The following is a 25,529-nucleotide window of genomic DNA, read 5'->3' as shown; positions in this document are numbered from 1 at the left end:
TTTTTTATTGTGTGGGACCAAGAATCAGATAGTTTTACTGAAAACGCAGCGGTCCCGGGTTCGGGTCGCCAATGCGAAATCTGCGCCAATCCCGTCTCGAATTTGTTATATTCTCGCCCGTAAAACGGTGGCTAAATTTTTCTCGCGCTTCATTTGGGTCTCATGACGGATCTAAGTAGAGCATCGGGGAGACAGGGGTCGCTAGCGGAGGTTTTTCTCGTTTCCCTGAAATTGGGGCTCGTTTCTTTCGGAGGTCCGATCGCCCACCTTGGAACCTTCCATAACGAATACGTAATTCTGAAGAAATGGTTGGATGAGAAGTCCTATACGGATCTGGTGGGGCTTTGCCAGTTTCTTCCCGGTCCGGCGAGTAGCCAATTGGGGATCGCCATCGGTACGATCCGGGCGGGCGTTTGGGGAGGGATCGTCGCCTGGTTCGGCTTTACGGCTCCTTCCGCAGTAGCTCTCGTCGTCTTTGCACTTTTGCTTCGTCGTTTCGATTTTGCCGATGCTTCCTGGATCCACGGTTTGAAGATCGTCGCGGTGGCCGTGGTCGCTCAGGCGATTTTTCTTCTTTGGAAGAAGCTGATTCGTTCCGTTTCTCAAATCGGAATCGCAATCGGTGTAGCTATCGCTTTATCGTTTTGGAATTCCTCCTTTGCACAAATCACTTTGATTTTTGCCGCCGGCGTATTCGGATATTTCCTCTTTAAGAGTCGGTCCGATGCCGAGGTTTTTTCTTTTCCGATCGGGATCTCACGTCGATTTGCCATCATCTGCCTTTGTCTTTTTTTCGGGCTGTTAGCGCTTCTTCCCGCGATGCGGCTTTTTTCTTCAGATACACGACTGTGGATGGCCGATAGTTTTTTCCGATCGGGAGCTTTGGTGTTCGGCGGTGGGCATGTCGTCCTTCCTCTTTTGGAAAAGGAGCTTGTTCCGGTCGGACTCATCAGCGAACAGGATTTTCTTGTAGGTTACGGCGCTGCCCAGGCGGTTCCCGGTCCTTTATTTACGTTTGCGAGCTATCTAGGAGCCGTGATCGACGGGATTCCCGGCGCCATTCTTGCGACCTTTTTCATTTTTCTTCCGGCGTATGTATCGATCATCGGGATTTTACCGTTTTGGAATTCCGTCCGTACCGAGCGGAGAGTACAGGGGATTTTAACCGGTGTCAATTGCGCGGTCGTAGGCATTTTGATCGCGGCTTTTTATCGACCACTCTGGACTGATTCGATCCGATCCTTCGGCGATTTTTGTCTCGCTAGCGTGCTTGTAGCATTACTCGTTTTTTTCAAACTTCCCTCCTGGATCGCAGTGATCGTCGGTTCTTTGGGGAGCGTTTTGATTCGTTATCTTCCCCTTTGATCGGATCATCTTCCTTTCCGGAGGATGAGATAGGATAAATCCTTTCTAGCCAGCAATATGGAGTGGAAAGATTTGTAGGTCTCGTAGTCCAAGACGGCGAGATTTTTTTTCGTATCCGGAGCCAAGGAAAACGGAAGCCAAGGGCGAAAGGACATCGAACCTTTAAGTCCGAAGTCCTCCTGTTTGGAACCGGAAAAAACCGGGATCGGACCGCCCAAGAAATCGGAAAGCCCGCGTAATAACGGAAAAATCGCCGCGGATTCCAAACCGGGAGCCAAGACTACGGGTTCTATGGGCGAATTCAATCCGTTGTCCGCCAGAACGGCGACGTCTAACGCGGATAATTTTCGTAGAACTTCGCCGACTTTTCCGCCCAGAAGGCCCTCCGAAAAGAGAGACCTTGCGGCACCTAATAATAGTAAGTCGGCGTCCTTGCTTTTTGCGATTTCGAGAATTCCCGGAACGACCCAGTCGGAAGGAAAGCCTACCGTCTCGAATTGAAAATCGCAGCCGGCCGCTTCCTCACGCACCGCTTGGAAGATTTCGTCTTCTTCCAAACGAGGAAATCCTTCCGACTCCGTCTCCACGGAAACTACGTGCAGTGCGATAATGGATAAATTTTGTCCCGAACCGGAAAATAAGGCGCGGGCCAAACCGAACAATTTCGCTCCCATTTTCGGATTCGCGAACGAGACCAGTACTTTCATACTTCCTCCTTATCTAGTAAGGATCAAAATGCTAGGTAAGCGTGCAGCCAAGTCCGTCGATTCGATTTCCCTATAAAATTTCCAGCCGAGAAATACCAGGTCGTATTTCGCCCAGTCCTCGTCCTTCAATTCGGATTTCATTACGACTTTTCGCCTTTTCTTTACGCCCTTACCACGAAGATATCCGTCCTTCCCCGGAATCGTATCTTCGAGCTCTAAGATTGTGCTCTCCATTTCCGGAAGATTCGAGAAAAACTCGAAGTACCTTCGTAAAAAAATATCGTCTTTGCCGAAGACCAGGAAGGCGATTTTGCGTAGGTCTACCCAACCCTTGTCGACCAGAATTCCTACTGGAGAAGGCGAATTCTCCATGATAAAGCGGACGCGACCCGCGATTTCCTTAGCGGAAAATAGAGAATGGGACCGCCCCATGAGCAGTAAATCGGGGCGGATTTTTCGGGCTTGATTCAGAATTTCCCGGGCTACTTGCGGAGTGTTTTTGTACACTCGATCGAAGGAACGTCCGAGCTCTTCCCCCTTTTCTTCCAGCGGAAGGAAAATTTCCTTTTCGAGAGATTCCGCCTCTACGGGAGTTAAGTCTCCGCTGGAGGTGACATGGAGCACGGTGATTGCCAGCGCCGGAATTTTTTTCCGGTTTTCGGGAAAGAATTTCGCTGCAAGTTCTAAAAGTCTGACTCCGGAGGCGGGAGAGGCGAAGGACAAAAGGATTTTTCTACCGGAACGGATCACCGGGAGATCCTGGGAAAAGAAGCCGGTTTCTAAAAGGTCCAACACCGGGCCGGTCATAAACGTCGTGAATAGAGCCATCAGCACCATCATCGCGAAAATTTCCTTGGATAGGATTCCGAGATCGTAGCCGATATTCAGAACCACAAGCTCCATCAATCCTCTGGTGTTCATTAGGGCTCCGATGGAAAGACTATCCTTCCAGTTTTGGCCGACGAGCCTAGCGGCCAGCGTGCTTCCTAAAAATTTTCCTAGGATCGCAATTCCGATCACCGAAGCGCAAGTCATCCAAAGGTTTCCGTCGCTTAACAGACCGATCTGAGTCTTCAATCCCGTGGATACGAAGAATAAAGGAAGAAGCAACAAAAGACTGATGTCTTCTATTTTTTCCGAAAGCATCCTTCTGAATTCGATCTGCGGAGGCATGATGACTCCGGCAAAAAAGGCTCCGAATAAAGCGTGGATTCCTATCAATTCCGTCAGATAGGCCGAGGCAATCCAAATCATGAAGACGAAAGCGGTGATCGGTCTTCTTAGGGCTTCCTTACTGGGATATACGGAGGCGATCTTCCGAAGCAGGGGTCGGATCGCGAATAGCATTAAAATTACATAAACAATGGAAAGTCCGACGGTGATAAAGCCTCCGGAGAGACTGCCTGCCTGCGCGATCGCTACCACTCCGGCAAGGATGCACCAGGCTGTGATGTCGTCCGCTGCGGCACAGGTAATGACTAAAGTTCCGAGAGGAGTTTTGGTGAGACCTCTTTCCTGAACGATCCTTGCAAGTACGGGGAAGGCGGTGATGCTCATGGCGATTCCCATGAACAGCCCGAAAACGATAAACGAGATTCCCTTCGGAGCCAAGGATTCGTATAACGTCAGGGAATATGCGGTTCCCAGGAAAAACGGAAACAGGATACTGGCATGACTTACCACGACAGCATCATGCGCTTTTTTCCCTAAAATTCCCAGATTCAGTTCCATTCCGATCAGAAATAAGAAGAGAAGCAATCCTACGTTACTTAACGATTGGATAATTTTTAACGATTCTTTCGGAAAAAGAAAACCGGCGGTTTCGGGCCAAAGCGTTCCTAAAAAGGAAGGACCTAAGAGGATTCCGGCTATGATTTCGCCAATCACGGAAGGTTGTCCGAAAAACGCGAGAAGGGATCCTAACGCTCTCGCCGTTCCGAGAATCACGAGCAATTGCAATAAAAGTAATGCGATCGGTTGTTTGACGTTCTTTCCTATTTCCGCCAGAAAGGTGGAGTTTTCTCCGTTTACGACGGAAGCGGAGGAGCTCCCGGTCGACGGCTCCATGTTTTTACCGTAGTTAAGGACGAAGTAGATCGCTATTCCGAAAATCAGGAGGAAGCATGCATACACGAGTACGCTTCGAATCGGTTTTATTTCCATCCGGGTTTTTCTCCACAAGCTCGATATTATTATGCTCGAAAGCGCCGGGATCAGGATTTTCCTCCGAATACGCGACGACTTCGAATCTATTGAGTAGGGAAGAGTCCGGAGGAGAATCCTCCGATCGTCTTCTCTCTATGCCTGCGAAGTTAGCTGACGGGCTGGGAATGAGAGATTTCCCCCGTAAAGGTTAGCCCCTAAATTTGGTTCCTCCGCTCCGATTTTTCGGATTCGGCAGACTCGGCCTAACCTATAAGCGGGTTTTCCTTTTTGTCAAGAGGAATGCAACCCGCTAGGTTTCGGAAATTTTAAAGAAGCGAATGCTTATGCTGAAAAATAGGAGCAACAGTAGTCGCTGACAGCGGCCACTTTCAATTTGAATTTCGATTTTGCCGGAACCCGAAAGGATCCTCCGGCAGTGATTCGACGCCAATCGTTTTCTCCGGGAAGCAATACTGTCAGGTCTCCGTCCAAGATCTCCATCAGTTCTTCCACATCCGTACCGAATTCGTATTCTCCCGGAAGTAGAATTCCCAAAGTCTTCTTTTCCCCGCCCGGAAATAGTACGGTTCTACTTGTCACTTTTCCGTCGAAATATACGTTCGCTTTTTTAATTACGGTCACGTTCTCAAATTGTTGCATGGATCCTCTTTGCGGTTTTTTGATCGGTTCTGCGATTTTTAGGGGTCAGTTTTCGGAAAGCCCTCTTCCCGCCAATTCCCATTTCCTCGCTCCTTTTGGACTTTTTAGTCTGGATTCGATTTTTCCAGGCAAAATCCGGTTTTTTGCCTGGGTCTGTTGCACATGATTTAAAGCCTGGTCCCTTAAAATCCAAAAATCTTGACTTTTTTTGCCTTCTACCGGAAACTTGAATGAGGTATTGGCACTCTAATCATCAGAGTGCTAAAGATGGCAGGTATGGAACTCTCCCCAAGACATAGGATGATTCTGAAGGCGACCGTAGACGAGTTCATTTTGGAGAACCGTCCGGTCGGTTCGAAAACCTTATTCGATAAGCACGACATAGGTTTGTCTCCTGCCTCGATTCGATCCGTTTTGAAAGAACTGGAGGATCTGGGATTTTTGGCCTCCCGTCATACTTCCGGCGGAAGAATTCCTACGGAAAGCGGATACAGGTTCTATGTGGATTCGTTGGTGGTTCTTTACGAGCTGACGATTAAGGAAAAACAGAGGATCCAAGAGGAATATCTGAAAATGCAGTTCAAGCTGGATCAGATCCTCAAGGCGACTGCCAGCGTTCTTGCGAATCTTTCCAATTCGGCGGGAGTGGTTCTTGGGCCGGCTAAAAGCCTGGATACTCTCAAGCATGTGGAACTCATTCACGTTCACGGGGACGAGGTTCTGATGATTATGGTGATGCGGTCCGGTGCGGTGGTTCATCGGAGCGTTTTTCTGGATCGGAACTATAGTCAGGAAGAGCTCTATCAGATCTCTAAATACCTGAACGATAACGCTAAGGGTTATGATATGTTCGAAATTCAGGAGGCGGTGATTCCGAAACTCCTGAAGCGGAAAGACGGACCGGAACATTTTTCGAAGGTTTCGGAAGTCATCTCCGCGGCGATGACGCCGGACAATTCCGAAGTCAGCGTTTATATAGACGGTTTAAAAAATCTTTATGGAAGATTCCGAGACGAGGAACAGAAGTTGAATCAGGTCCTTTCCCTTTTGGACGACAAGATTTTTTTGCGCGAAATGTTCGGGGAATATTCGGAACAGGATGGAGTGTATGCCGTGATCGGAAAGGACGGAGACGGATTGATGGGAGGGGTCAGTATCATCACCTCCAGTTATCGTATGGGAGAAAAAAGGATAGGATCCATGGGAATTATCGGACCGCAACGAATGGACTATAATCGGGCCCTGCCGTTGGTGGACTTCACGTCCAAGTTGGTTTCCGAGATGGTGACCCGTATCAGTAAATAATTAGGAGTTATGACGTGGAGACCCGGGATCAGAAAATTTCCGACTCAGGATCCGACGACACCTCGAAAGACGCGGAATCGAGGTCCGAAAAAGCGCGGAATGAATTCAATCAAGGACAAACGAAGGAAATGAGTCAGGAAGAAACCGTAACGGACCGGGAAGAAAACGCGAACGAGCACCCTGAATCCGCAAAACCGGAACCGGCCGAAGATCCGATTCGGAAGGAATTGGAGGCGGCAAAGAAGGAGATAGAATCCTTAAAGGATTCATGGGCCAGGGAAAGGGCCGAGTTTCAGAATTACAAAAGAAGATCTTCCCAGGAATTTCTGAACATCAAAAGGGAAGCAGTTAAGTCCATGGTCGCAGGATTCCTGAATCCGATCGACAATTTGGATCGGGTCGGTTCCAACGCGTCTCCGACGGAAGAGGTAAAGCCTTTCATTGACGGCGTAGGAATGATTCTTAAGGAATTTTATTCAGTATTAGAGAAATCGAATGTTTATCGTTTTTATCCGCAAGGAGAACCTTTCGATCCCACTACGATGGAAGCGTTATCCTCCGAGGAAGGCGACGAATACGCCGAAGAAACCGTGATCGAGGTTTATCAGGCGGGTTTCTTTCTGAAAGAGAACGAGGAAAAGTTTTCCCTGAGGCCCGCGCGGGTTCGGATCGGAAAACCTAAAGCTTAGCGAACTTTTTATAGGTACAAGTAAGGAGATACCAACATGTCAAAAGAAAAGATCATCGGAATCGATTTGGGAACCACGAACTCTTGCGTGGCCGTTATGGAAGGCGGAGATCCTGTAGTTATACAAAATTCTGAAGGCTCTCGGACGACTCCGTCCATAGTGGCCTTTACCGCGAAAGGAGAAACCTTAGTCGGACAATTTGCGAAAAACCAGGCCATCACCAATGCGGTGAATACTGTCCGTTCCGCAAAACGGTTTATCGGCCGTAGATTCAACGAAGCCGAGCAGGAGATGAAGCACGTCTCTTACAAGGTCATTCGTAGCGGAAACGACGGCGTGAAATTCGAAACCGCTAGCGGAGAATTCACTCCGCAAGAGATTTCGGCTCGGGTTCTTCAAAAGATGAAGCAGACCGCCGAGGATTATCTAGGTCATAAAGTTACCAAAGCCGTGATCACGGTACCGGCATATTTCAATGACGAGCAACGTCAAGCCACGAAGGACGCGGGAAGAATCGCGGGTCTCGAGGTGGAACGTATCATCAATGAACCGACCGCGGCAGCACTCGCATACGGGTTCGATAAAAAGAAAAGCAATGCCAAGATTGCGGTCTACGACTTGGGCGGAGGAACCTTCGATATTTCCATTCTGGAACTCGGAGACGGGGTCTTCGAAGTCAAGTCCACGAACGGAGATACTCATCTGGGCGGGGACGATTTCGATATGGTCATCATGGAATGGATGATCGACGAATTCAAGAAGCAGTACGGAATCGATATCTCCCAGGATAAGAATACGGTTCAGCGTCTGAAAGAGGCTGCGGAAAAGGCGAAAATCGAGCTTTCCGGTACCATGTCTACTCAGATCAACCTTCCGTTCATCACTGCGGATGCGACCGGCCCGAAACATTTGGATATGAATTTGACTCGAGCCAAATTCGACCAACTTACGAAGGCTCTCGTAGAAAGAACTCGGATTCCTTGTGAAAACGCTCTCCGGGACGCAGGCATGAAGGCTAGCGAAGTGGACGAAGTGATTCTGGTCGGAGGATCGACTCGGATTCCCGCAGTCCAGGAATTGGTAAAGGCGACTTTCGGAAAAGAACCGAATCGGTCCGTGAATCCCGACGAAGTGGTCGCGATAGGTGCGGCGATTCAGGGTGGCGTTTTGGCCGGAGAAGTTTCGGATGTTCTTCTTTTGGACGTAACTCCTCTATCTCTTGGGATCGAAACCCTCGGCGGAGTGATGACCAAGTTGATCGAACGGAACACCACGATTCCGACGAAAAAATCGCAGGTCTTTTCCACCGCTGCGGATAACCAAAACGCGGTTTCCATCCATGTTCTGCAGGGAGAACGCGATATGTCAAAGGACAACCGTACGTTAGGTAGGTTCGATCTGATCGGAATTGCTCCCGCTCCGCGAGGAGTGCCTCAAATCGAAGTGACTTTCGATATAGACGCGAACGGTATCGTTCATGTGTCCGCCAAGGATTTGGGAACCGGCAAAGAGCAGAAGATCCGCATAGAGTCCTCGTCCGGATTGTCGGAAGACGAGATCTCCAAAATGGTAAAAGACGCGGAGGCTCATGCCGCTGCGGATAAGGCCGCAAGGGAACTCGTGGAAGCGAAGAACGAACTCGATACGCTGGCTTATTCTTTGGAGAAAGCGGTGACCGAAGCGGGAGATAAGATCAACGAGAGCGAGAAGCAACTTGCCACCGACGAAGTCAAGAGAGCTAGGGAAGCCATCGAGTCCGGAGATATCGCTCGGATCAACGCGGCAAAAACTTCGGTTTCCAAACTGGCTTCGGAGATAGGCTCCAAGATTTACTCTCAAAGCGGAGCTTCCGAAAACGCAGGCCCAGGTCCGGGACCTGAAAACGGATCTAAGGCGGAAGAGAAAACTAAAGAGAACGGGGAAAAGGTCGTGGACGCGGACTATACCGTGGTAGACGATGATAAAAAGTAAGTAGCCGATGAGTGAAAGAAGTTACTACGAAATCCTAGGAGTGGCCCAGGGCGCGACCGACGACGAAATCAAGGCCGCGTACCGGAAGCTAGCCATAAAATATCACCCGGATAAAAACAAGGGAGATAAGGCATCTGAGGAAAAGTTTAAAGAGGCGACGGAAGCATACGAGGTTCTTCGGGATCCTAAGAAACGCCAGGCCTATGACCAATATGGTAAGGCAGGTGTAGGAGCAGGGGGACCCGGAGGTTTCGGGTCAGGAGCCTATACGGACTTTTCCGATATTTTCGGGGATTTCGGAGATATCTTCGGAGACTTTTTCGGAGGCGCTCGAGGCGGCGGAACAAGGCGTGGCGGCCCTCAGAGGGGATCGGACCTGCGCTACAATCTGGAAGTATCTCTAGAGGACGCCGCTCTCGGTCGCGAATATAAGATCGAAATTCCTCGTCTGGAAACTTGTTCGGATTGCGGCGGGTCGGGAGCAGCCAAGGGCAGCGCCCCGACTACTTGTCCCGATTGCGGCGGCTCCGGACAAATCCGTAGATCCCAAGGCTTCTTTTCCGTTGCCACTACTTGCGGAACTTGTAGAGGTAAAGGGACGATCATATCGAATCCCTGCAAGACTTGCCACGGCCAGGGACTTGTGGAAAAACGGCGCACTATCAATATCAAGATTCCCCCAGGAATCGAATCCGGAAGCCGTCTGAAAGTGTCGGGCGAGGGCGAGGCCGGACCAAACGGCGGACCTCACGGCGACTTATATGTCGTTACGCATATTAAAAAACACGAATTATTCGAGCGACAAGCCAACGATCTGATCTTGAACAAGAAGATCAGTCTGACCCAGGCTATTCTGGGAGGAGACATCGAAGTTCCTACCATAGACGGTAAGAAAGTGAAGATGAAGATTCCGGAAGGAACCGAGTCCGGTCAGGTATTCCGTCTGAAGGGTCACGGGATTCCGTACCTCGGAGGCTATGGAAAGGGGGATCAACACGTTGTGGTAAAGATCGAAATACCAAAGAAACTTTCACGCCGCCAACGCGAATTGATCGAAGAGTTTGCCAGGGAGTCGGGAGAAGGTCTGCCGGGTTCTAAGGGCAAAATATTCACGAATAAATAAAACCTCTAAGTAAAAGGAACATTCATGACTGATAGAGTCAAAATCGGTGTGATCGGCACCGGTCACATGGGTCAGTATCACGTAAACGTAGCAAAAACATTAAGCGACGCCGAGCTGGTCGGAATTTACGACGCAGACGGAGAACGGGCAAAGCAAATGGCCGAAAAACACAAAACTTCGGCCTTTTCCTCCTTAGAAGATCTGATGCAAAAAGTGGAAGCCGTTATCGTTGCGGTTCCCACCTTTCTACACCACGAAATTGCGAAGAAGGCGCTTCTTGCCGGAAAACACGTACTCGTTGAAAAGCCGATCGCGGAGACGTTGGAACAGGCAAAAGAACTCGTCGAATTATCCTTAAAGAACGACCGAGTCCTTTTGGTGGGTCATGTGGAACGTTTTAACGGAGCGGTATTGGAACTGGGAAAAATCGCGGTCCAACCCCTCTTGGTCGAATCTAGAAGACTCGCTCCCTTCAACCCTAGAATCAAGGACGTAGGGGTGGTGCTGGATATGATGATACACGATATCGACATCGTTTTGAATCTGGTTAAGTCTCCCGTGAAACACCTCAATGCCGTGGGCGCCAAGGTAGTTTCCGAGCACGAAGATATAGCTTCCGTGGTTCTGCATTTCGAAAACGGTACGATCGCGAACATTTCCGCGAGCCGTTGCACCCAATCCAAAATCCGTACTTTGAACGTTTCCCAACAGGATGTTTATATCACTTTGGATTTCTCGGACCAGGAAATAGAGCTTCATAGACAAGCCACTTCCGATATCCTGCTTAGGACGGGCGAGATTAAGTATCGTCAGGAATCGATCGTCGAAAAGATCTTCGTACACAAGGACAATCCTCTCAAACAAGAACAGGAACATTTCGTAAAATGTATTCGAAAGGAAACGGATCCGATCGTTTACGGGCAGTCCGACATTCAGACTTTAGAAATCGCGTACCGGATTTTAGAAGAGATTCATAATAATTAAACCAGAGATATGGAAAACAATTTCGGCGGCAAAGTTCTGATTTCCAATTCCTCCATAGTGACGGATTATTTCAATCGTACGGTCATATTATTAGTGGAACAAGACCAGGCAGGCGCTTTCGGGCTGGTTCTGAATAAGAAAATGGAAGTTTCGTTGAGCGACGTCATCCAAGGGATTCCGGAAGGAATGGACGGTTCTTTGCCCCTTTACTCAGGCGGTCCGGTGGATCCTACTTTTGTTTCCATTCTGCACGATAATCCCAAGTTGAAGCAACCGGGAGTGGAAGTAATCCCGGGAGTATTTCTTGCCAGAAGTTTCGAAGCGTTGGTCGAGTTATTGGAATCTCCTACGAAGACAAGGTTTAACGTATACCAAGGATACTCAGGTTGGGGAGCCGGTCAGCTCGAGGGAGAGATGGAGAGAAAATCCTGGGTGGTTCACGATCCTAAACCGGAATGGATTTTTACCGCGGATCCGGAAACGACCTGGCAAGAAGCTCTGAAAAGTAAGGGCGGGTTGTACAAATATTTCGTGGAACACACCAAAGATCCGCTGCTGAACTAGGATCGACCTCTGTTTACGTCCGCAGAAAAAGCGGATATTATAATATTCCGATGGACAAGCCCGAATTTGCGTAAGATTCCGGAGGAATGTTCCCTTCTTTACCCGGCTTGGAAATACTCGCAGGCATGATCGCACCTGCAGTTCTGATTTCCGCAAGTGCAAGTCTGATTTTTTCCACCGCAAACCGATTGGGCAGGATTTTCGATCGAGTCAATCTGTTGAAGTCCGAAATAGAAGCTCTTGTTGAGGGAAAAATTTCCTATCCTGAGGAACGGCTTCTTTATCTTAAGAGTCAGTTAACCATACAGCGAAAAAGAGCAGGATTGATCCAAAGATCCATGGCTTCTCTCTATATGGCCACTTCCTTATTCGTTACTTCCAGTTTAAGTTTAGGAATTGTGGTCGCGTTTCGCTCCGATGCTGTTTGGATTCCAACTTTGATGGCATTGCTCGGCGGAATTTTTTTGTTCTTGGCCAGCGTTCTTCTTTTGTACGAAAGCAGATACAATCTTCGTTTCATCAGCGGCCAAATCGATTTTGCGGAGTTCTTGAAAGAAAAGGCGGATGAGAGACGAGGAAAGATTCCGGAACAAGGTTTCTCGTCCAAAACTTGACAAATCGCCGGAATGGAATAGATTTAGTTTTATACTCCCTGTGAGGACATTCCTTTTGAACCTAAGGTTATCGATCACTCTTGCTCTATTCCTTTCAGTTTTTACGAGTTCGGATCTGTTTGCGGACGGTTGCTATTTGTGCGCGATCGGAAGTTCCGATTCTTGTAGGGATTACTGTAGGTTTTCGGGAATGGACTCCTTTGATAGTCGGAAAAGATGCGAAAACAAAGGGTGTAGGGTGACCGGCACGGCTTCATGTCCGACCGCGTCCAATTCGAAAGTATGCTCGGCGTCTATTTTTGGCGGAAAGGAAAGATCAAGGTATGAGGAAGCCCCCACCCTACTCTGGGTGGGGGCCGGTGCGGTGGTACCTGCCGTTTCGACTTTTGCCAAATAGCAGATTTTTCCGATTTTGAAAATCTATTTTTTTTAACGAAACCCTGTAGGACCTCCTACAGGAAAAATCCGCTCTATTTATCTTTATTAGATTTCTTTCAAATACAAAGTCGGACTTCTTTCCCACTCTCCGCTCAGAGTCCAGAAATATATGGCAACTACCGCCAAGTTAGTGAATAGATAAGCGAAAGTCGCTTCTTTCCAAGGAACGCTTCCACTAATTTCGAAGACGAAATCCGTAAGGACATAGGAAGCGATCCACACCAATCCGAACGCGAGTAAAAAAGCTGTCTGCGAAAGTACAAGAGCCTCCCCCAGGAAATATTTACGAAGGAATTCCTTGGTTCCTCCCAGGATTCGCAGTAAGGAAGTTTCCTCCAGGCGTTCTTTTCTGCTCAATTCCAAAGAGGATAAGATCAGCAAAAGAGAGGAGATTACGATTAGGCCGGTCATCCATCTGATGGCGAAAGAGATCTTTTCCAGGATTCCTATAAAGGATCGGACCGCTTTCTCCGTATCTATTACCGTTAAATTCGGAAATTCGTTTAACAATTCTTTTTGTAAGTTATATCTTTCTTCCGGAGATTCCAGTCTGAAAGAACTCAGGTAGAATTTCGGGGCCTTTTCCAAAATTCCTCGGGAAAAGATTACCACGAAATTCGGCCGCATATCGGACCAATTCACGGTCCTGAAATTACGGACCATTCCGGAAACTTCGACTCCTCCTATGGAGAACGTAAGTTTGTCGCCCAATTCGACCTTTAGATTTTTCGAAAATTCCTTTTCGACGGAAATCTGATCCTCTTCTCCTTTCCTCCAGAAATCTCCGTCCGAAACCTTTTCCGTCGGATAGGGCATATCACGGTAAGACAGGAAGTATTCTCTCGTTCGCGCTGTGGACCTCCAATCTCTTCTCAGAGCGGATTCTTCCGTTTCTTCTTTCTTGATCGGTTCCCCGTTGATCCGAACTAATCTTGCTCCGATGACTGGAGCCGTAATCAGTTTTTCAGCCTGACGACTCGTCGCGGATTGCATAAAGAAATCCAATTGTTCGGGCCGGATGTCTAGAACGAACATATTGGGACGTCTTTCCTTATCCTTCGCTCCGCTGTATTCGAGTAGACTATCTCCGATAAACAAACTGAGTAGGAGTACGAATAGGGAGGAACCCAGTCCGACGGCGACCCAAGACAGACCTGTCCGCGGCCTATCTAATTTTCGCAATGCCATCCTTATACTGGGAGTAAAATCGAATTTAGCTAAAACGAAGGATAATAATTTTCTCACGATCAAAGTGCCGAAGTAAATTACGACAGGCAAAAACAAAAGCAGACTACAAAGTAGAATTCCTTTGAGCCAATCTCCCGTTTCCCACCAAGCCAAACCGAAAAAAAGTAGGTAGACTGTCCCGAAAGACAGGATCTGTCTAAGGTCGAACTTGGGTAAAGGCCGAAGCTCCTCCGCAAAATCGGAACGCAACGCATAGAGAGGACTCAAGGAACGGGTTTTGGCAAGAGAATCCCAAGCGGAAGCCAGTGGAACAACCCACGCTAAAAAGAATCCCCAAAGCGCCGTTTTCGGACTCGGAAGCAATTCCGGTTGAAAGGGAAAATCACTGGCCACTATATTAGGAATTTTGTATTGAACGAATATGCCCACTCCGAAGCCTAAGACGGCCCCGATCGTGGAGAGTAAGAGCAATTCGCCGAGCACCAGGGAAACAACAAGATTCGGGGAGGCGCCTAGGCACTTGTAGATGGAGACGGAATTCGCCTTACTTCTGATTCCCGCTCGGCTCGATAGAAGTATGGATATCCCCCCTAAAAAGAAAGCGCAAAGAGCCAATAAGGAGAAGAAATCCAAAGTATTCGCCAGGAATTTTTGGGATCCGGAATTGGCCTCCGTACTTTCGTACAGGAGCAGATCGTTCTTCGCGAATTCCTTGAACTTCTTTTTTTTAAGAGCGGATGCTTCCTCGGATTTGGGCAATAGGATCGGACTTTGGTAGCTGATTCTAGATCCTCTTTGTTCTAATCCTGTTTTCTCCAGGGAATCCCTATGAAGGATGCAACTTGGAGCCATGGAGAGGAAATTTCCGGCGAGACCGGGCTCTTTCAGAACCTTTCCCTTTAGTCGAAAGGAGGCTTCTCCCAACCTGACTTGGTCTCCGATTTTTAATTTGAGATTCTTGATTAAGCTTTCTTCTAAAAGAACCTCACCTAGAGCCAGGCTTCTGTAAGCTCCAGGCGGATCCGTTACTACTTCTCCGAAATACGGATATTCTCCTTTTACCGCCTTTACCAAGGAAAGAGTGGAATCCTGGGTATGCGGATTTCTCAGCATGGAAGGGAATTGGACCAACTCGGAGAATTTTGTCCCTTTAGGCAATTCCTGCCTTAAGAAGGACTTCTGTTGGGGGGAAAAAGGCGAACTGGAAGTGGCTACCAGATCCGCTCCCATGATGTTTTTGGCTTCGTTTAGTATGGTTTTGGAGAGTTGTTCCCTGTAGGAGTGAACGGAAAGTACGGCCCCTGTTCCGATAGCGACGGCTAAAATCACTTGCAGAGAGGAGGACTTTCGCGAGCCGATCTCCCTCAACATAACTCGGAAAAAGAAATTTCGATTCATTTCTTTCTCCTGGGAGGAACTTTCTTGGACTTGGATGACGGAGCCTTTTTTCCGTTATTTAGGATAGAACCGTCTTTCATTTCCAGAACACGGTCGGCCAAAGAAGCGACTTGCGGATCGTGGGTCACCACCAACAGAGTGGATTTCCGTGTTTGATTCAGTTCTTTTAATAAAGACATGATGCGATTCCCGTTAGCCCGGTCCAAATTCGCAGTCGGTTCGTCCGCAAACAGAAGTTTCGGCTCATGAATGAAGGACCTTGCGATCGCGACTCTCTGCTCTTCTCCGCCGGAAAGCTGGCTGGGAAAATTGGAGCTTCTATGTTCCATGCCGACTTTTGCCAGCCAGAGCCTTGCTCTCTCTCTGATTTCCTTTTCCGGAAGGTTTGTTGTCAAAGCAAGTGGAAGGGATACGTTTTCCAGCGCGTTCAGGGTTTTAATCAGTTGGAAATTCTGAAAAACGAAGCCTAATTTCTCTCCTCTCAACTTCGCAAGCTCGTCTTCTTTTTTTTCAAGCAGGGAAATTCCGTCCAAGATCACCTTTCCACTGTCAGCCTTATCCAATCCTGCGGAAATCGCAAGTAACGTGGACTTACCCGAACCGGAAGGACCGACGATAGCGACGAATTCCCCTTCTTTAACTTCGAATTCCACGTCTTTCAAAACGCGAAATTCTTCTCCTGCAACCGTATAAGATTTGTTCAGTTGTGATATCGATAACAAATGCGGCACCTTCCTCAAACTTTGACTGACCTAAACTCGGCACTTGATCGGAAATTTATTTCAGAGCAAAAAAACTTTCACTTGAAAAACCATTCCAGTCTTTGCGTGGCATGGAATTTTTTTTCGAAAAATTTACGGGCATTTTCACGATCGTTCTTCCTAATTTTTTTTGACTCTAGAATCGGCCGAATTTATAAAGTAACTCTCGACCTTCGGAGAGTCGGTTCAGAAACGAGAAGCCGATCTCAGACTTATTGACACTCCGTAAATAAAAAGAACCTCGATGGAAATTTCTGGGAGCAAAATGCAATTATCTACAGTGACGGATTTGAACGAACAGGATGCGGAAGTTAATCGAGCTCATGACAGGAAGCTATCGTGCAAAGGCTGCGGTCGTACAACGGCGCATCTCTTTCAATACGATCTTTGTCGCGACTGCTTGAATCAAACTTTTCGCAGACTGATCAAAGTGATCGATTCAGTACGCAAATAAAACGATTCGCTCGGAACGTTCTCTTTCTTTTTCTCCAGCCTCCTCATGCTGATTTGGAATGATAAAAAGCCGGTTTTTCCCGGCTTTCCTCGTTTTTGACCTGTTTCGATTCTTTCGGTTCCTATTTTCCAAAGAATGAAGGAAAGATCGGCTTCGAATTCCAAGCTTTCCATCGCAATCTCGCACAAGTGATTCTCAAAAAAGAATTGGATTCTGGACCTAGGGAAAAATTCTCTCGGTATGGACTATCCGTTCCGGGAAATCGAATCGAAATGGCAAACGTATTGGGAGAAAAACCGTTCCTTCCAGACAAACCTTCGCTCTTCTAAACCGAAGTTTTACTGTTTAGACATGTTTCCTTATCCCTCTGGTGCAGGTTTGCACGTGGGGCACCCGGAAGGATATACGGCCACAGACATCGTTTCCAGATTCAAAAGAATGAAAGGATTCGAAGTCCTGCATCCTATGGGATGGGATGCCTTTGGGCTTCCCGCCGAAAGGTACGCCATGCAGACGGGAATTCATCCCGCTCAAACTACCCAGCAGAATATAGACAATTTCAGAAGACAGATCAAGTTTATAGGCCTGTCTTACGATTGGGACCGGGAACTTTCCACAACCGATCCTAGATACTACAAGTTTACCCAGTGGATTTTTCTGAAACTTTTCGATTCTTGGTACGATTTTGATGCAAAAAAGGCCCGACCGATTTCCGAATTGGTGCAAAGGCTGGAAACCCAAGGATCCGCAGGATTCGACGATTTGGGCCCGTTTAGTAGCTCCGACTGGAATCAGTATTCTGAGGTGGAAAAAGAGCAGGTTCTTTCCGGATTCCGATTGGTATACCAGGCGGAAATTCCCGTAAATTGGTGTCCGGGACTAGGTACTGTTTTGGCCAATGAAGAAGTCGAGGAATGGGTCGAAAAGGGATACGAAGTGATCCGAAAGCCGATGCGCCAGTACATGATGAGAATCACGGCGTATGCGGATAGACTTTTAGAGGATTTAAGTCTGGTCTCTTGGCCCCAATCCACGCTAGAGATGCAAAAGAACTGGATCGGAAAGAGCGAAGGTTTGGAGATCACTTTCCCTTTCGATCCGGCTACGAACGAACGGGTAAATGTCGCTAAATCGCAGTTAGATTCCGAAACTTTCTCCCAAAAAGATCTGAATTACGGGGGAATCCGGGTATATACGACTAGACCTGATACTATATTCGGAGTTACTTATATGGTTCTGGCTCCGGAACATCCGTTGGTCGACTTGTTGACTTCCTCGGAGCGAAAGGTAAAGGTTCAGGAATATAGGAAGTCCACCGCCTTAAAGAGCGATCTGGACAGAACGGAACTTTCCAAAGAAAAGTCCGGCGTCTTTACCGGAGCCTATGTTCTGAATCCTGCGGATCCTTCCAAAAAAATCCAAATTTGGATCGGGGATTACGTTCTCTACGGTTACGGAACGGGAGCCATCATGGCCGTCCCTGCACACGATTCAAGAGACTACGAATTCGCAAAAGAGTTCGGTTTGGAAATCCTTCCGGTAATCGAAGGCGATTTTTCCCAAGGAGCTTTCGATTCCAAAGAATCGAAATGCATTCATTCCTCTTCCGCTGAATTGGATATCAACGGTCTCTCTTATGGAAAGGCATTCGACAAAACCTCCGAATGGGCGGAGCGGAAAGGAATCGGGAAGAGAAAAACCCAATTCAAATTAAGGGATTGGCTTTTTGCCAGACAACGCTATTGGGGAGAACCCATTCCTCTAGTTCATTATCCTTCCGGAGTGACGAGGGCGATTCCGGATTCCGAACTTCCATTAGAACTTCCGAATTTAGCGGAATTTAAACCGTCCGGAACCGGGGAATCCCCCTTGGCTCTGGCGGGAGATTGGTTACAATATAAGGATCCTAACACAGGTGAGGTGGGAATTCGGGAAACCAACACCATGCCTCAATGGGCCGGTTCTTGCTGGTACTATCTTCGCTACATAGATCCGAATAATCCGGATCATTTCGTGGACTCCGAACTGGAAAAAGCTTGGATGCCAGTGGATCTTTACGTAGGAGGAGCGGAACATGCAGTTCTCCATCTTTTGTATTCCAGATTTTGGCATAAGGTACTCTTCGATCTAGGATACGTGACGACCCCCGAACCGTTTAAGAAATTGGTGCATCAAGGACTGATTCTCGGAGAGGATAAGAGAAAGATGTCCAAATCCTTAGGTAACGTCGTGAATCCGGACGAAGTGGTCCAGAATTACGGCGCCGATAGTTTGAGACTGTTCGAAATGTTTATGGGCCCGTTCGAAATGGTTAAGCCTTGGAGTACCAGAGGGGTCGACGGGGTGTTCAGATTTCTGAATCGGGTCTGGAGACTGTATCATTCGGGCACGGAAGAGTCCTTCCGATTGGACGAGTTCGAACCTAACAATGAAGAGTTACGGATCCTCCATAAGACCATTCGTAAAGTAGACGAGGATATACAGAATTTCTCCTTCAATACGGCCATCTCGCAGTTGATGATTTTCGTAAACGAATTCACTCCTTCGGAAAGACGGCCTCGTAGGATTTTGGAACCGTTTTTGCTTTTGCTTGCCCCTTTTGCTCCCCATATCTCCGAAGAATTATGGGCTCTTTGCGGAAGGAAAGATTCACTTACCTACGAGAATTTTCCCGTTGCGGATCCGGAATTTCTAATCGATGACGAAGTGTTAATCGTAGTTCAGGTAAACGGAAAGTTGAGAGCAGATTTTAAAGCCCCTAAGGAGATTGGTCAAGAGGAAGCACTTGCTTTGGCGAAATCCCTGGATAAGATAAAACCGTTTATGGAAGGAAAGCAAGTTCGTAAGGAAATTTACGTACCTGGAAAACTCGTAAATTTGGTCGTGGCGTAAACTCGGGGGATGCCGGACTAAGCGTATCCTTAACCTCTTCCGGAACTTAAGGGTCATCGCATATTTCCGGACTCTAAGTAGAGAGCGGAAAAGAGGTTCGACTTTGTATTTGAAGGAAATCTAATAAAAGCGAATGGATTTCTTGCAGGAGCTCCTGCGGACTTTTTACCAAAAAAATAGATTTCCAAAATCGAAAAAATCTGGTATTTGGCAAAAGTCGGGACGGCGGGGTACCACCACACCGGCCCCCACCCAGAGTAGGGTGGGGAGTCCTTCGAGACTTTCTAAAATATCCGAAGGTGTTAGCTTACTTCCACGACCTGAGCGATCGGCGCGTTACTTTTTACCGATTCGATGCCATGAAGGCAAGCTTGCTTGGATTCGTAAGCTTCGCTAGCGGCGATAATTTCGCCGTTTCCCGCCTTTAATCGAAAGCGGAATTTACCGCCTTTATCCGTATAAACTTCGAATTTCGCCGCCATATTTTTCTCTCTTTAATCAATAATTTATTTTTGTAAGTTCGGCAAAAAGCTTTGTCAAGGCTAAAAATCGATTTCCGATTTCGGGGTTTTTATTTCAGCAGAATGAAAGCGAGCATCCCTGCTAAAAGAACGACTCCGATTAGAATGAAATAGTTCAGAGTGTTCCCACTTTCCTGCGCTCTTCCACCCGACATTCCGGGAGGTCTCGGATTTGCACCTGCGGTAGCGCTTTTGGGGCGGGCCAAGCGTACAGGGCTTTCCTCGAAAGCTTGCAACAGTACTCCGGCAGGACCCTTTGCAAAAATATGATATTCGTTTTTACCGGATGCGATGGTCAAAAAAGAACCGACGATCGGTTTGGCATTTCCGTTCTGATCGACGGCTCCTAGTGTTTTGGCCAATGCCTTTTCTTCCGGAGAAGAGTTCGGCAATTGAAAAAGAACCTTGTCCCCTTCTATCAGATCGTCGAAGTCGATTCCGTTGACCGGAGAAAGGATAGTCTTTGCCGGAACGATGCGCCCGAATCCTTTGGAAATGGCTTCTATCTGACGTTGGACCGCAGCTTTTTCCGGATCAACCTGTACCGCCGACAGATCTCCCGCTTCTCCTTCTTCCTTCGGTTTGACGATCGGAGAAAGAACTCCCGCAAAAATCGTCTTACCTCGGTTTCGAACGCTGGAAACGAACTCCACATCCGCCTGCACTCGGACCGTGTTGATTTTCAAGCCGGCCTTGATCTGATTTTCCAGCATATTCACCAGAGCTCCGGTATCATTCCGGTCCCACATCGGGTAGTAATTTTCCAAAATCTGTTTATTCAGCTTGGAGTGCATAATTCGACCGACTTGTTCGGACAGGCCCGCATCCGCCGCTTCTTCCCGAGCGGCCTCCGCCATATCGTGTGTGATTTGGCCGAAATCTTCGAAGGTCCTGATTTTTCGGATCAGAGAGGAATTGGAGAATAGGGAATAGAGTTCTATGATCTCGTGCTTGAATCTGGATACCAAGCTGATAACGACTCCGGCTCGATTTTCCACATCGATCCGAAGCTTTAAAAGATAAGCATCTTTTAATTTGCCCTGAATGAGTTCGATCGCCTGTTCCTCCGTGAGGACGGATTCGAAAGCCAGGTTCATTAGGTTTGCCTGTTCCTGGAGTTTACTGGTTTGCGGGTTCTTTTCCATTATTCCTCAGTTCCAAGCGCGATTATCGGAGCTTCTATTCGATGAAGCTCCTTGATTTTTCTTGCAACCATTTTTGATAACGATGTCTTCTCGGTATGTAATCTTCCGCCAAGGGAATCTCCACTCGAGCCACAGTGCGGTTCTCGGATCGGCGGCTGTAGATGGTAAACAGATGCCGGTCATAGCCACTTTGGGCTACCAGAATTTCCACCATGGTGATGCCCATCCCGGCTCCTTCCGTCGTATCTCCGTACTTCATATAGTACTCGAAGAGATTGTCAAATTCTTTAGAGTGTATGAACTTCTCTCTGATCCTTTTTTCCTCGCGGCTCGCAAGATTAAAATTGTTCTGAACTAAGAGGATGATTCTGTCCTTGTTGAAACTTAGAGTTACTTTTACGAAAAGTCCGTTTTCCTTCATTTTACGGCGGTAATACGGAAACTTACGACTTACCAGATTTTCTTTAAACGAAGTCATCCCCTGGTCGTATTGGCTGGAATCGTTTATGTCCAAACCCAATTCTCGGAATAACACCCGCTTAATGGCGGCCTTTGTCGCATTGACGATCAGTTCCTTTGCGGACGTGAAAAGAAGTTCGATTAAATCTTCCCTTCCGTATTTGGCCAGGACGGTATGTATCAGGTGTTTGAGCTTGGATTCGCCGTTACTACTCAGGACATACGTAATTATAGAGACTGGCTCTTCTTTTTTAACGGCTGTTTCTATTTCGAATAGGAATTCCTGGGAAAACTCCTCGATTCCTTCATTCATTCGGATTATCGATTATATTTACCGGTCCACGTTTTCGAGAAAAAAACGAGGCTTTCCTACGAAAAAAATCAGGATAAAAAACCCAAAAATCAGGAAATTTTAGCTCTTTCCCTGTAGGAATTTCGCGATCTCATCCATCACCGGCCCGGTTTCGGGGCGGCAAGAGCGGATTTGGTTCGCTAATTTCGGATCGGTACCGGAGATTTTCCCCTCATGAAATTTGAGTTTAAATTCCGTGAATTTTAACCCATGAGCGGTGGAAACAACGACTACTTTTTCGCCCTTCTGTATCGTCCCTTTCGCCAAGAGTTTGTATAAGACGGCAAGTGCCACTCCCGTGTGAGGATCGTTGTACAGACCGTAAAGATCTGCGCGGGCAGCGGCATCGGATAATTCCTCTTCGCTGGCCTGTTCTACGATTCCGTTAAACGACTTTAAGGTTTTGATCGCTTTTTGAACCGAAACCGGATTTCCGATCTGTATCGCAGAGGCCAAAGTCGGCTTTGCGTCCATTGCCGCAAATTCATGGAAGTTTTTTAAGTAGGAGAGATACAAGGGATTCGCGTTTTCCGCCTGTGCCAAAACGATTCGAGGACGCTTACGGATCAGACCTAATTTTTCGGCCATTTCAAAACCGGCTCCTAATGCGGAGACATTTCCGAGGTTTCCACCCGGGATGATGATCCAATCGGGAACTTCCCACTCCAGTTGCTGTAGGATTTCCGGGGCTATCGTTTTTTGTCCTTCGATCCGCAGGCTGTTCATGGAGTTGGCAAGATAAATTCCGGCCTCCTTCGTGACTTCCTTCACGATCTTCATACAACCGTCAAAGTCGGTTTCCAAGGCAATAACCTTTGCTCCGTTGGAGACGGGTTGTATCAGTTGCGCTTGGGAAACTTTTCCGGCGGGAAGAAAAATGATCGCAGGGATGCCCGCCTTAGCCGCGTAGGACGCGAGCGCTGCGGAAGTGTCTCCGGAACTCGCACATGCTACCGCTCGGATCGGAACTCCTCGGTTCAACATGTGTCGTACTTGAGTCAGAAGGACGGTCATGCCTAGATCCTTGAACGATCCGGTGTGAGAGATTCCGCATTGCTTGATCCAGAGTCCGCCCAGCTCCAGGTCTTTTGCGAATCGATCCGAGGAAAAAAGGTGGGAAAGTCCTTCTCCCGAGCTTACGATTTCCGAGTTCTCCGCATGAGGGAGGACCCATTCCCTTTTATTCCAAATCCCGGAAGTGTTGGGGAATTTGACGGAACGGAATCTGGAATCGAATAGGTCTTTCCACTCCTGGCCGCTTTTTTCGCGTAAGGCATCCAGATCGTGGGAAACTTCGAGCAGACTTCCGCATTTTTTGCATTCGTATACGACTTCGTTCAGGTCGTATACGGAAGCGCAGGACTCGTTAATGCATCGAAATTCGGCCTTATATCGCGTAAGCGTGGAACTCATACTTTAGATAGAGTTTAGAATGTCCTTTTTTTTGGCATCAAATTCTTCCTGGGTAATGAGGCCTTGGTCCAACATGTTCTTCAATTTTGCCAACCTTGTCGTCGCGTCGTTTTGTCCGTTCGCGGCGGCATTGTTCTGGTTCTGTTGTCCCATCATATTGGCCATCATGTTCGCCATATTCATTCCCATACCCAATCCCATTCCGGCGGACATTCCTTCCCCCGCGTTACCTCCGGGATTTCCGGCAGCGGTTTCTCCGATGTCCAGCATCCTTTTTTGTTGGTACATTCCGCCCAGAGTTTCGATCTCGAACTTGTCGGTAAGTACCTTCTGGATTTTTTGGAAATTCGGATCGTTTTGATCGAAATTGATGGACTGTACGAAAAAGTCCACGACCTCGACTCCGTATTTCGCAAAATCGGGTTGGATTTTCGTTTTTCCGGCGGAAGAGGATTCCTCCAAGTGCTGGCTGAGTCTAGTGATCGGTTCTCCGCTTTTCAGAACTACTTCGGCCAAAAAGTCGCTCAAACGGGTGACGATCATCGGTTTGAAAAGGTTATCGACTTGGTCCTGATTGTAGGCTCCTTTGGACCCGACTACGGTGATCGCGAAGGATTTTGAATCCGTTACCTTAATATTATAAGTTCCGAATGCTCTTACTCCCAGCGTGATCATATATTTGGGATCTTCCACCTGGATCGGAGTCGGAGTTCCCCATTTCAACTGAATCAAGGCTTTGTTAACGTACACGACTTCGGCGGTAAAAGGAGTCTGTCCTCCGAAGGGTAGGTTGACGAGTTTCTCCAGAATCGGAACGTTTCCGGTTTTTAAAGTATGAGTTCCGGGACCGAATACGTCCAGGGCCTTTCCTTCCTTGAAAAACACGGCCTCCTGGCTTTCGTTTACGACCAATTGTCCGAAAGTGCTGATGTCGTTTCTGGGAAATTTCCAAACGACTTCTCCGGGATTCCCCTCGTATTTGATGACGTCTATTAATGCCATAATCGCTCCTTATAAAGATGTTACCCGTCCGCGTACTTCAGTGCAAACGAAAAAACTATGAAATTATTTCTTGAGAAACACGTTTCGTCTGGCTCTCAGCGCTTCCGCGAAACGATCTAATTCGCTTCGAAAGTCGCTTACCCAATTCCGGACGGATTCGACGGAATCGGAGGATTTTACACCGTTCGAAATCGCTTTTTCCCCGAGTTCTTCGGAATGCTTCAATAAGGAATAATCCCATTCCGATAGTTGGGTTAATTCGTTTTCTCCCGGTTTGAACCCGGTGCCCAGGCTAGTTAGACCGTATCCGGCGCCGGTAATTTCGTTTTTTAATCTTTCGATCAGGGAAAGCAGAATCTCGGTGGAACCGATAAGATCCATCCTCCGATCATTTACGAAACCTTCTTCGATTCTTCGGATCGGTTCCTTTAAGGAACCGATTTTTCTCGAGAGTTCCTCTCTAACGAGGCGATCCGCGTTATAATATTCCTCGTTTTTTATGATATCGCCGTAAAAAGGAAACTTCGAGAGGAAGGCCTTCATTTTTCCCCTTTCCGTACGATAGCGGTCGATGTAACTTTGAACGACGTTGTTATCTGACATGACGAATATATTGTATCGGAAAAAGGGCTCGGGCAAGTAGAATTCGCTTCGAAACTCCGATTTTGACGTTGTGCGGAAAACGGATTCGAGTCTAATGGAAAAGAAACTCGTCGGGAACGGGTGTGGAAAAGCATGCCATTTTTAACCAGTGTCGGCGCATTTCGATTCACTCTATTGCTTTGGATAAAAAAGGCGCTTCCCGTTCTTTTAGCGATCGCCTCCGTACTGTATCTCAGAATTTTCGTGATCCAATTCTATTTTATCACCGGAAATTCCATGATGCCTAGTTTTCAGGACGGAGACTTGGTGTTGGTAAAAAAATGGGGATTTCCGGCAAGGGTAGGGCCTTGGACTTGGTCCCTTGTGGATTCGAAAATAGACAGATTCGACGTTTTGGTCTTGGATGGAGTCGGCGCGGAGCTAAGTTTGAAGAGGGTGGTCGGATTGCCCGGAGATTTTTTCCGGTTCTCGGAAGGACGGATCCATATCAACGATTCTTCTCTGGAGGAACCCTTTATTAAGCCGGGCTTTAAGACCCAAGCGCCCTCTCTTTCGGTCGTTCCCGTGGTAAGCGTTGCCGGGAATGTCGGAATCGGAGATTCGGGAAGGATTCCTCCGGGATATTTTTTGGTACTGGGGGACAACCGGGAATTTTCCACAGACTCGCGAAACTACGGACTGATTCCGTTTTATAAACTCAGAGGGAAGGTTTTGGCGAGAATCTAAAAGTGTCGTCTTGGGACACAATCGTCTTTGGGATTTTATCGTACCTGCCG

Annotated in this window: 24 protein-coding genes and 1 riboswitch; of the genes, 12 read left to right on the top strand and 12 right to left on the bottom strand. The window is 47.7% G+C overall.

Annotated features, from left to right (window positions below; translation table 11 throughout):
* Positions 1-162 precede the first annotated feature (162 nt).
* A complete protein-coding gene (gene chrA, locus EHO61_RS11045) occupies positions 163-1,365 on the top strand; it encodes a chromate efflux transporter (protein WP_135813643.1) in 1,203 nt (400 codons plus the stop codon).
* Between the two features lie 5 nt (positions 1,366-1,370).
* On the opposite strand, the gene EHO61_RS11040 is transcribed toward chrA, so the two are convergent.
* The 3 genes from EHO61_RS11040 to ppnP all read right to left on the bottom strand — a co-directional run bounded on the left by EHO61_RS11040 (position 1,371) and on the right by ppnP (position 4,877).
* Positions 1,371-2,072, bottom strand: coding sequence for a universal stress protein (locus tag EHO61_RS11040; protein ID WP_135813642.1), 702 nt, complete (start codon positions 2,070-2,072; stop codon positions 1,371-1,373).
* Between the two features lie 9 nt (positions 2,073-2,081).
* Positions 2,082-4,235: a cation:proton antiporter domain-containing protein gene (locus tag EHO61_RS11035; RefSeq protein ID WP_135813641.1), complete on the bottom strand. Its 2,154-nt coding sequence runs from the start codon at positions 4,233-4,235 to the stop codon at positions 2,082-2,084.
* A gap of 124 nt (positions 4,236-4,359) precedes the next feature.
* Positions 4,360-4,482, bottom strand: a riboswitch (cyclic di-AMP (ydaO/yuaA leader).
* 77 nt (positions 4,483-4,559) lie between these two features.
* Positions 4,560-4,877, bottom strand: coding sequence for a pyrimidine/purine nucleoside phosphorylase (gene ppnP, locus EHO61_RS11030; RefSeq protein WP_135813640.1), 318 nt, complete (start codon positions 4,875-4,877; stop codon positions 4,560-4,562).
* A 276-nt stretch (positions 4,878-5,153) separates the two neighbouring features.
* Here ppnP and hrcA point away from each other — a divergent pair, with 276 nt between their 5' ends.
* The 8 genes from hrcA (at position 5,154) to EHO61_RS10990 (ending at position 12,524) form a co-directional block, all read left to right on the top strand.
* Positions 5,154-6,182: a heat-inducible transcriptional repressor HrcA gene (hrcA, locus tag EHO61_RS11025; RefSeq protein ID WP_135767936.1), complete on the top strand. Its 1,029-nt coding sequence runs from the start codon at positions 5,154-5,156 to the stop codon at positions 6,180-6,182.
* A gap of 35 nt (positions 6,183-6,217) precedes the next feature.
* On the top strand, positions 6,218-6,871 hold the full coding sequence (gene grpE, locus EHO61_RS11020; protein WP_135813811.1) for a nucleotide exchange factor GrpE: 654 nt from the start codon (positions 6,218-6,220) through the stop codon (positions 6,869-6,871).
* Positions 6,872-6,907: 36 nt separating this feature from the next.
* Positions 6,908-8,842: a molecular chaperone DnaK gene (gene dnaK, locus EHO61_RS11015; RefSeq protein ID WP_135813639.1), complete on the top strand. Its 1,935-nt coding sequence runs from the start codon at positions 6,908-6,910 to the stop codon at positions 8,840-8,842.
* A gap of 7 nt (positions 8,843-8,849) precedes the next feature.
* A complete protein-coding gene (dnaJ, locus tag EHO61_RS11010; RefSeq protein WP_135813638.1) occupies positions 8,850-9,965 on the top strand; it encodes a molecular chaperone DnaJ in 1,116 nt (371 codons plus the stop codon).
* A 24-nt stretch (positions 9,966-9,989) separates the two neighbouring features.
* Positions 9,990-10,949: a Gfo/Idh/MocA family protein gene (locus EHO61_RS11005; RefSeq protein ID WP_135813637.1), complete on the top strand. Its 960-nt coding sequence runs from the start codon at positions 9,990-9,992 to the stop codon at positions 10,947-10,949.
* Between the two features lie 9 nt (positions 10,950-10,958).
* Positions 10,959-11,513, top strand: coding sequence for a YqgE/AlgH family protein (locus EHO61_RS11000; RefSeq protein ID WP_135813636.1), 555 nt, complete (start codon positions 10,959-10,961; stop codon positions 11,511-11,513).
* 86 nt (positions 11,514-11,599) lie between these two features.
* Entirely contained in the window at positions 11,600-12,127 is a 528-nt protein-coding gene (locus EHO61_RS10995; protein ID WP_135813635.1) for a DUF2721 domain-containing protein, read from the top strand.
* 55 nt (positions 12,128-12,182) lie between these two features.
* The gene (locus EHO61_RS10990) at positions 12,183-12,524 is read left to right on the top strand and encodes a hypothetical protein (RefSeq protein ID WP_246032100.1); all 342 of its coding nucleotides are present in this window, start codon (positions 12,183-12,185) and stop codon (positions 12,522-12,524) included.
* An 86-nt stretch (positions 12,525-12,610) separates the two neighbouring features.
* Here the strand turns inward: EHO61_RS10990 and EHO61_RS10985 are convergent, their stop codons facing one another.
* Entirely contained in the window at positions 12,611-15,151 is a 2,541-nt protein-coding gene (locus EHO61_RS10985; RefSeq protein ID WP_135813634.1) for an ABC transporter permease, read from the bottom strand.
* A complete protein-coding gene (locus tag EHO61_RS10980) occupies positions 15,148-15,873 on the bottom strand; it encodes an ABC transporter ATP-binding protein (RefSeq protein ID WP_135813633.1) in 726 nt (241 codons plus the stop codon). Before EHO61_RS10980 ends, EHO61_RS10985 begins: the two co-directional genes overlap by 4 nt.
* Before the next feature lie 304 nt (positions 15,874-16,177).
* Here EHO61_RS10980 and EHO61_RS10975 point away from each other — a divergent pair, with 304 nt between their 5' ends.
* Positions 16,178-16,366: a hypothetical protein gene (locus EHO61_RS10975; RefSeq protein ID WP_135813632.1), complete on the top strand. Its 189-nt coding sequence runs from the start codon at positions 16,178-16,180 to the stop codon at positions 16,364-16,366.
* On the opposite strand, the gene EHO61_RS17235 is transcribed toward EHO61_RS10975, so the two are convergent.
* Positions 16,318-16,539 carry a hypothetical protein gene (locus EHO61_RS17235; protein ID WP_167884851.1) on the bottom strand — a complete coding sequence of 74 codons (222 nt, stop codon included), beginning with the start codon at positions 16,537-16,539 and terminating at the stop codon, positions 16,318-16,320. The two genes, EHO61_RS10975 and EHO61_RS17235, sit on opposite strands and share 49 nt — an antisense overlap.
* Before the next feature lie 67 nt (positions 16,540-16,606).
* Between EHO61_RS17235 and EHO61_RS10970 the strand changes: the two genes are divergently transcribed.
* Positions 16,607-19,258, top strand: coding sequence for a leucine--tRNA ligase (locus EHO61_RS10970; RefSeq protein WP_135813631.1), 2,652 nt, complete (start codon positions 16,607-16,609; stop codon positions 19,256-19,258).
* 302 nt (positions 19,259-19,560) lie between these two features.
* Here EHO61_RS10970 and EHO61_RS10965 read toward each other — a convergent pair whose 3' ends face one another.
* From EHO61_RS10965 to EHO61_RS10940, 6 genes are all read right to left on the bottom strand, one after another.
* Positions 19,561-19,740, bottom strand: coding sequence for a YegP family protein (locus EHO61_RS10965; RefSeq protein WP_135813630.1), 180 nt, complete (start codon positions 19,738-19,740; stop codon positions 19,561-19,563).
* Positions 19,741-19,829: 89 nt separating this feature from the next.
* A complete protein-coding gene (locus EHO61_RS10960) occupies positions 19,830-20,924 on the bottom strand; it encodes an LIC10486 family protein (RefSeq protein ID WP_135813629.1) in 1,095 nt (364 codons plus the stop codon).
* A 34-nt stretch (positions 20,925-20,958) separates the two neighbouring features.
* Positions 20,959-21,696 (bottom strand): hypothetical protein, encoded by a 738-nt coding sequence (locus EHO61_RS10955; protein ID WP_135813628.1) that lies wholly within the window; start codon positions 21,694-21,696, stop codon positions 20,959-20,961.
* A gap of 99 nt (positions 21,697-21,795) precedes the next feature.
* Positions 21,796-23,148 (bottom strand): threonine synthase, encoded by a 1,353-nt coding sequence (gene thrC / locus EHO61_RS10950; RefSeq protein ID WP_135813627.1) that lies wholly within the window; start codon positions 23,146-23,148, stop codon positions 21,796-21,798.
* A 3-nt stretch (positions 23,149-23,151) separates the two neighbouring features.
* Entirely contained in the window at positions 23,152-24,150 is a 999-nt protein-coding gene (locus EHO61_RS10945) for an SPFH domain-containing protein (protein ID WP_135813626.1), read from the bottom strand.
* Positions 24,151-24,213: 63 nt separating this feature from the next.
* Positions 24,214-24,753, bottom strand: coding sequence for an LIMLP_15305 family protein (locus tag EHO61_RS10940; protein WP_135813625.1), 540 nt, complete (start codon positions 24,751-24,753; stop codon positions 24,214-24,216).
* Between the two features lie 132 nt (positions 24,754-24,885).
* Here EHO61_RS10940 and lepB point away from each other — a divergent pair, with 132 nt between their 5' ends.
* On the top strand, positions 24,886-25,479 hold the full coding sequence (lepB, locus tag EHO61_RS10935) for a signal peptidase I (protein WP_135813624.1): 594 nt from the start codon (positions 24,886-24,888) through the stop codon (positions 25,477-25,479).
* Positions 25,480-25,529 lie beyond the last annotated feature (50 nt).

Source organism: Leptospira fluminis (assembly GCF_004771275.1).
Lineage (GTDB): Bacteria > Spirochaetota > Leptospiria > Leptospirales > Leptospiraceae > Leptospira_B > Leptospira_B fluminis.
This window is presented reverse-complemented; position numbering and strand designations above follow the sequence as displayed.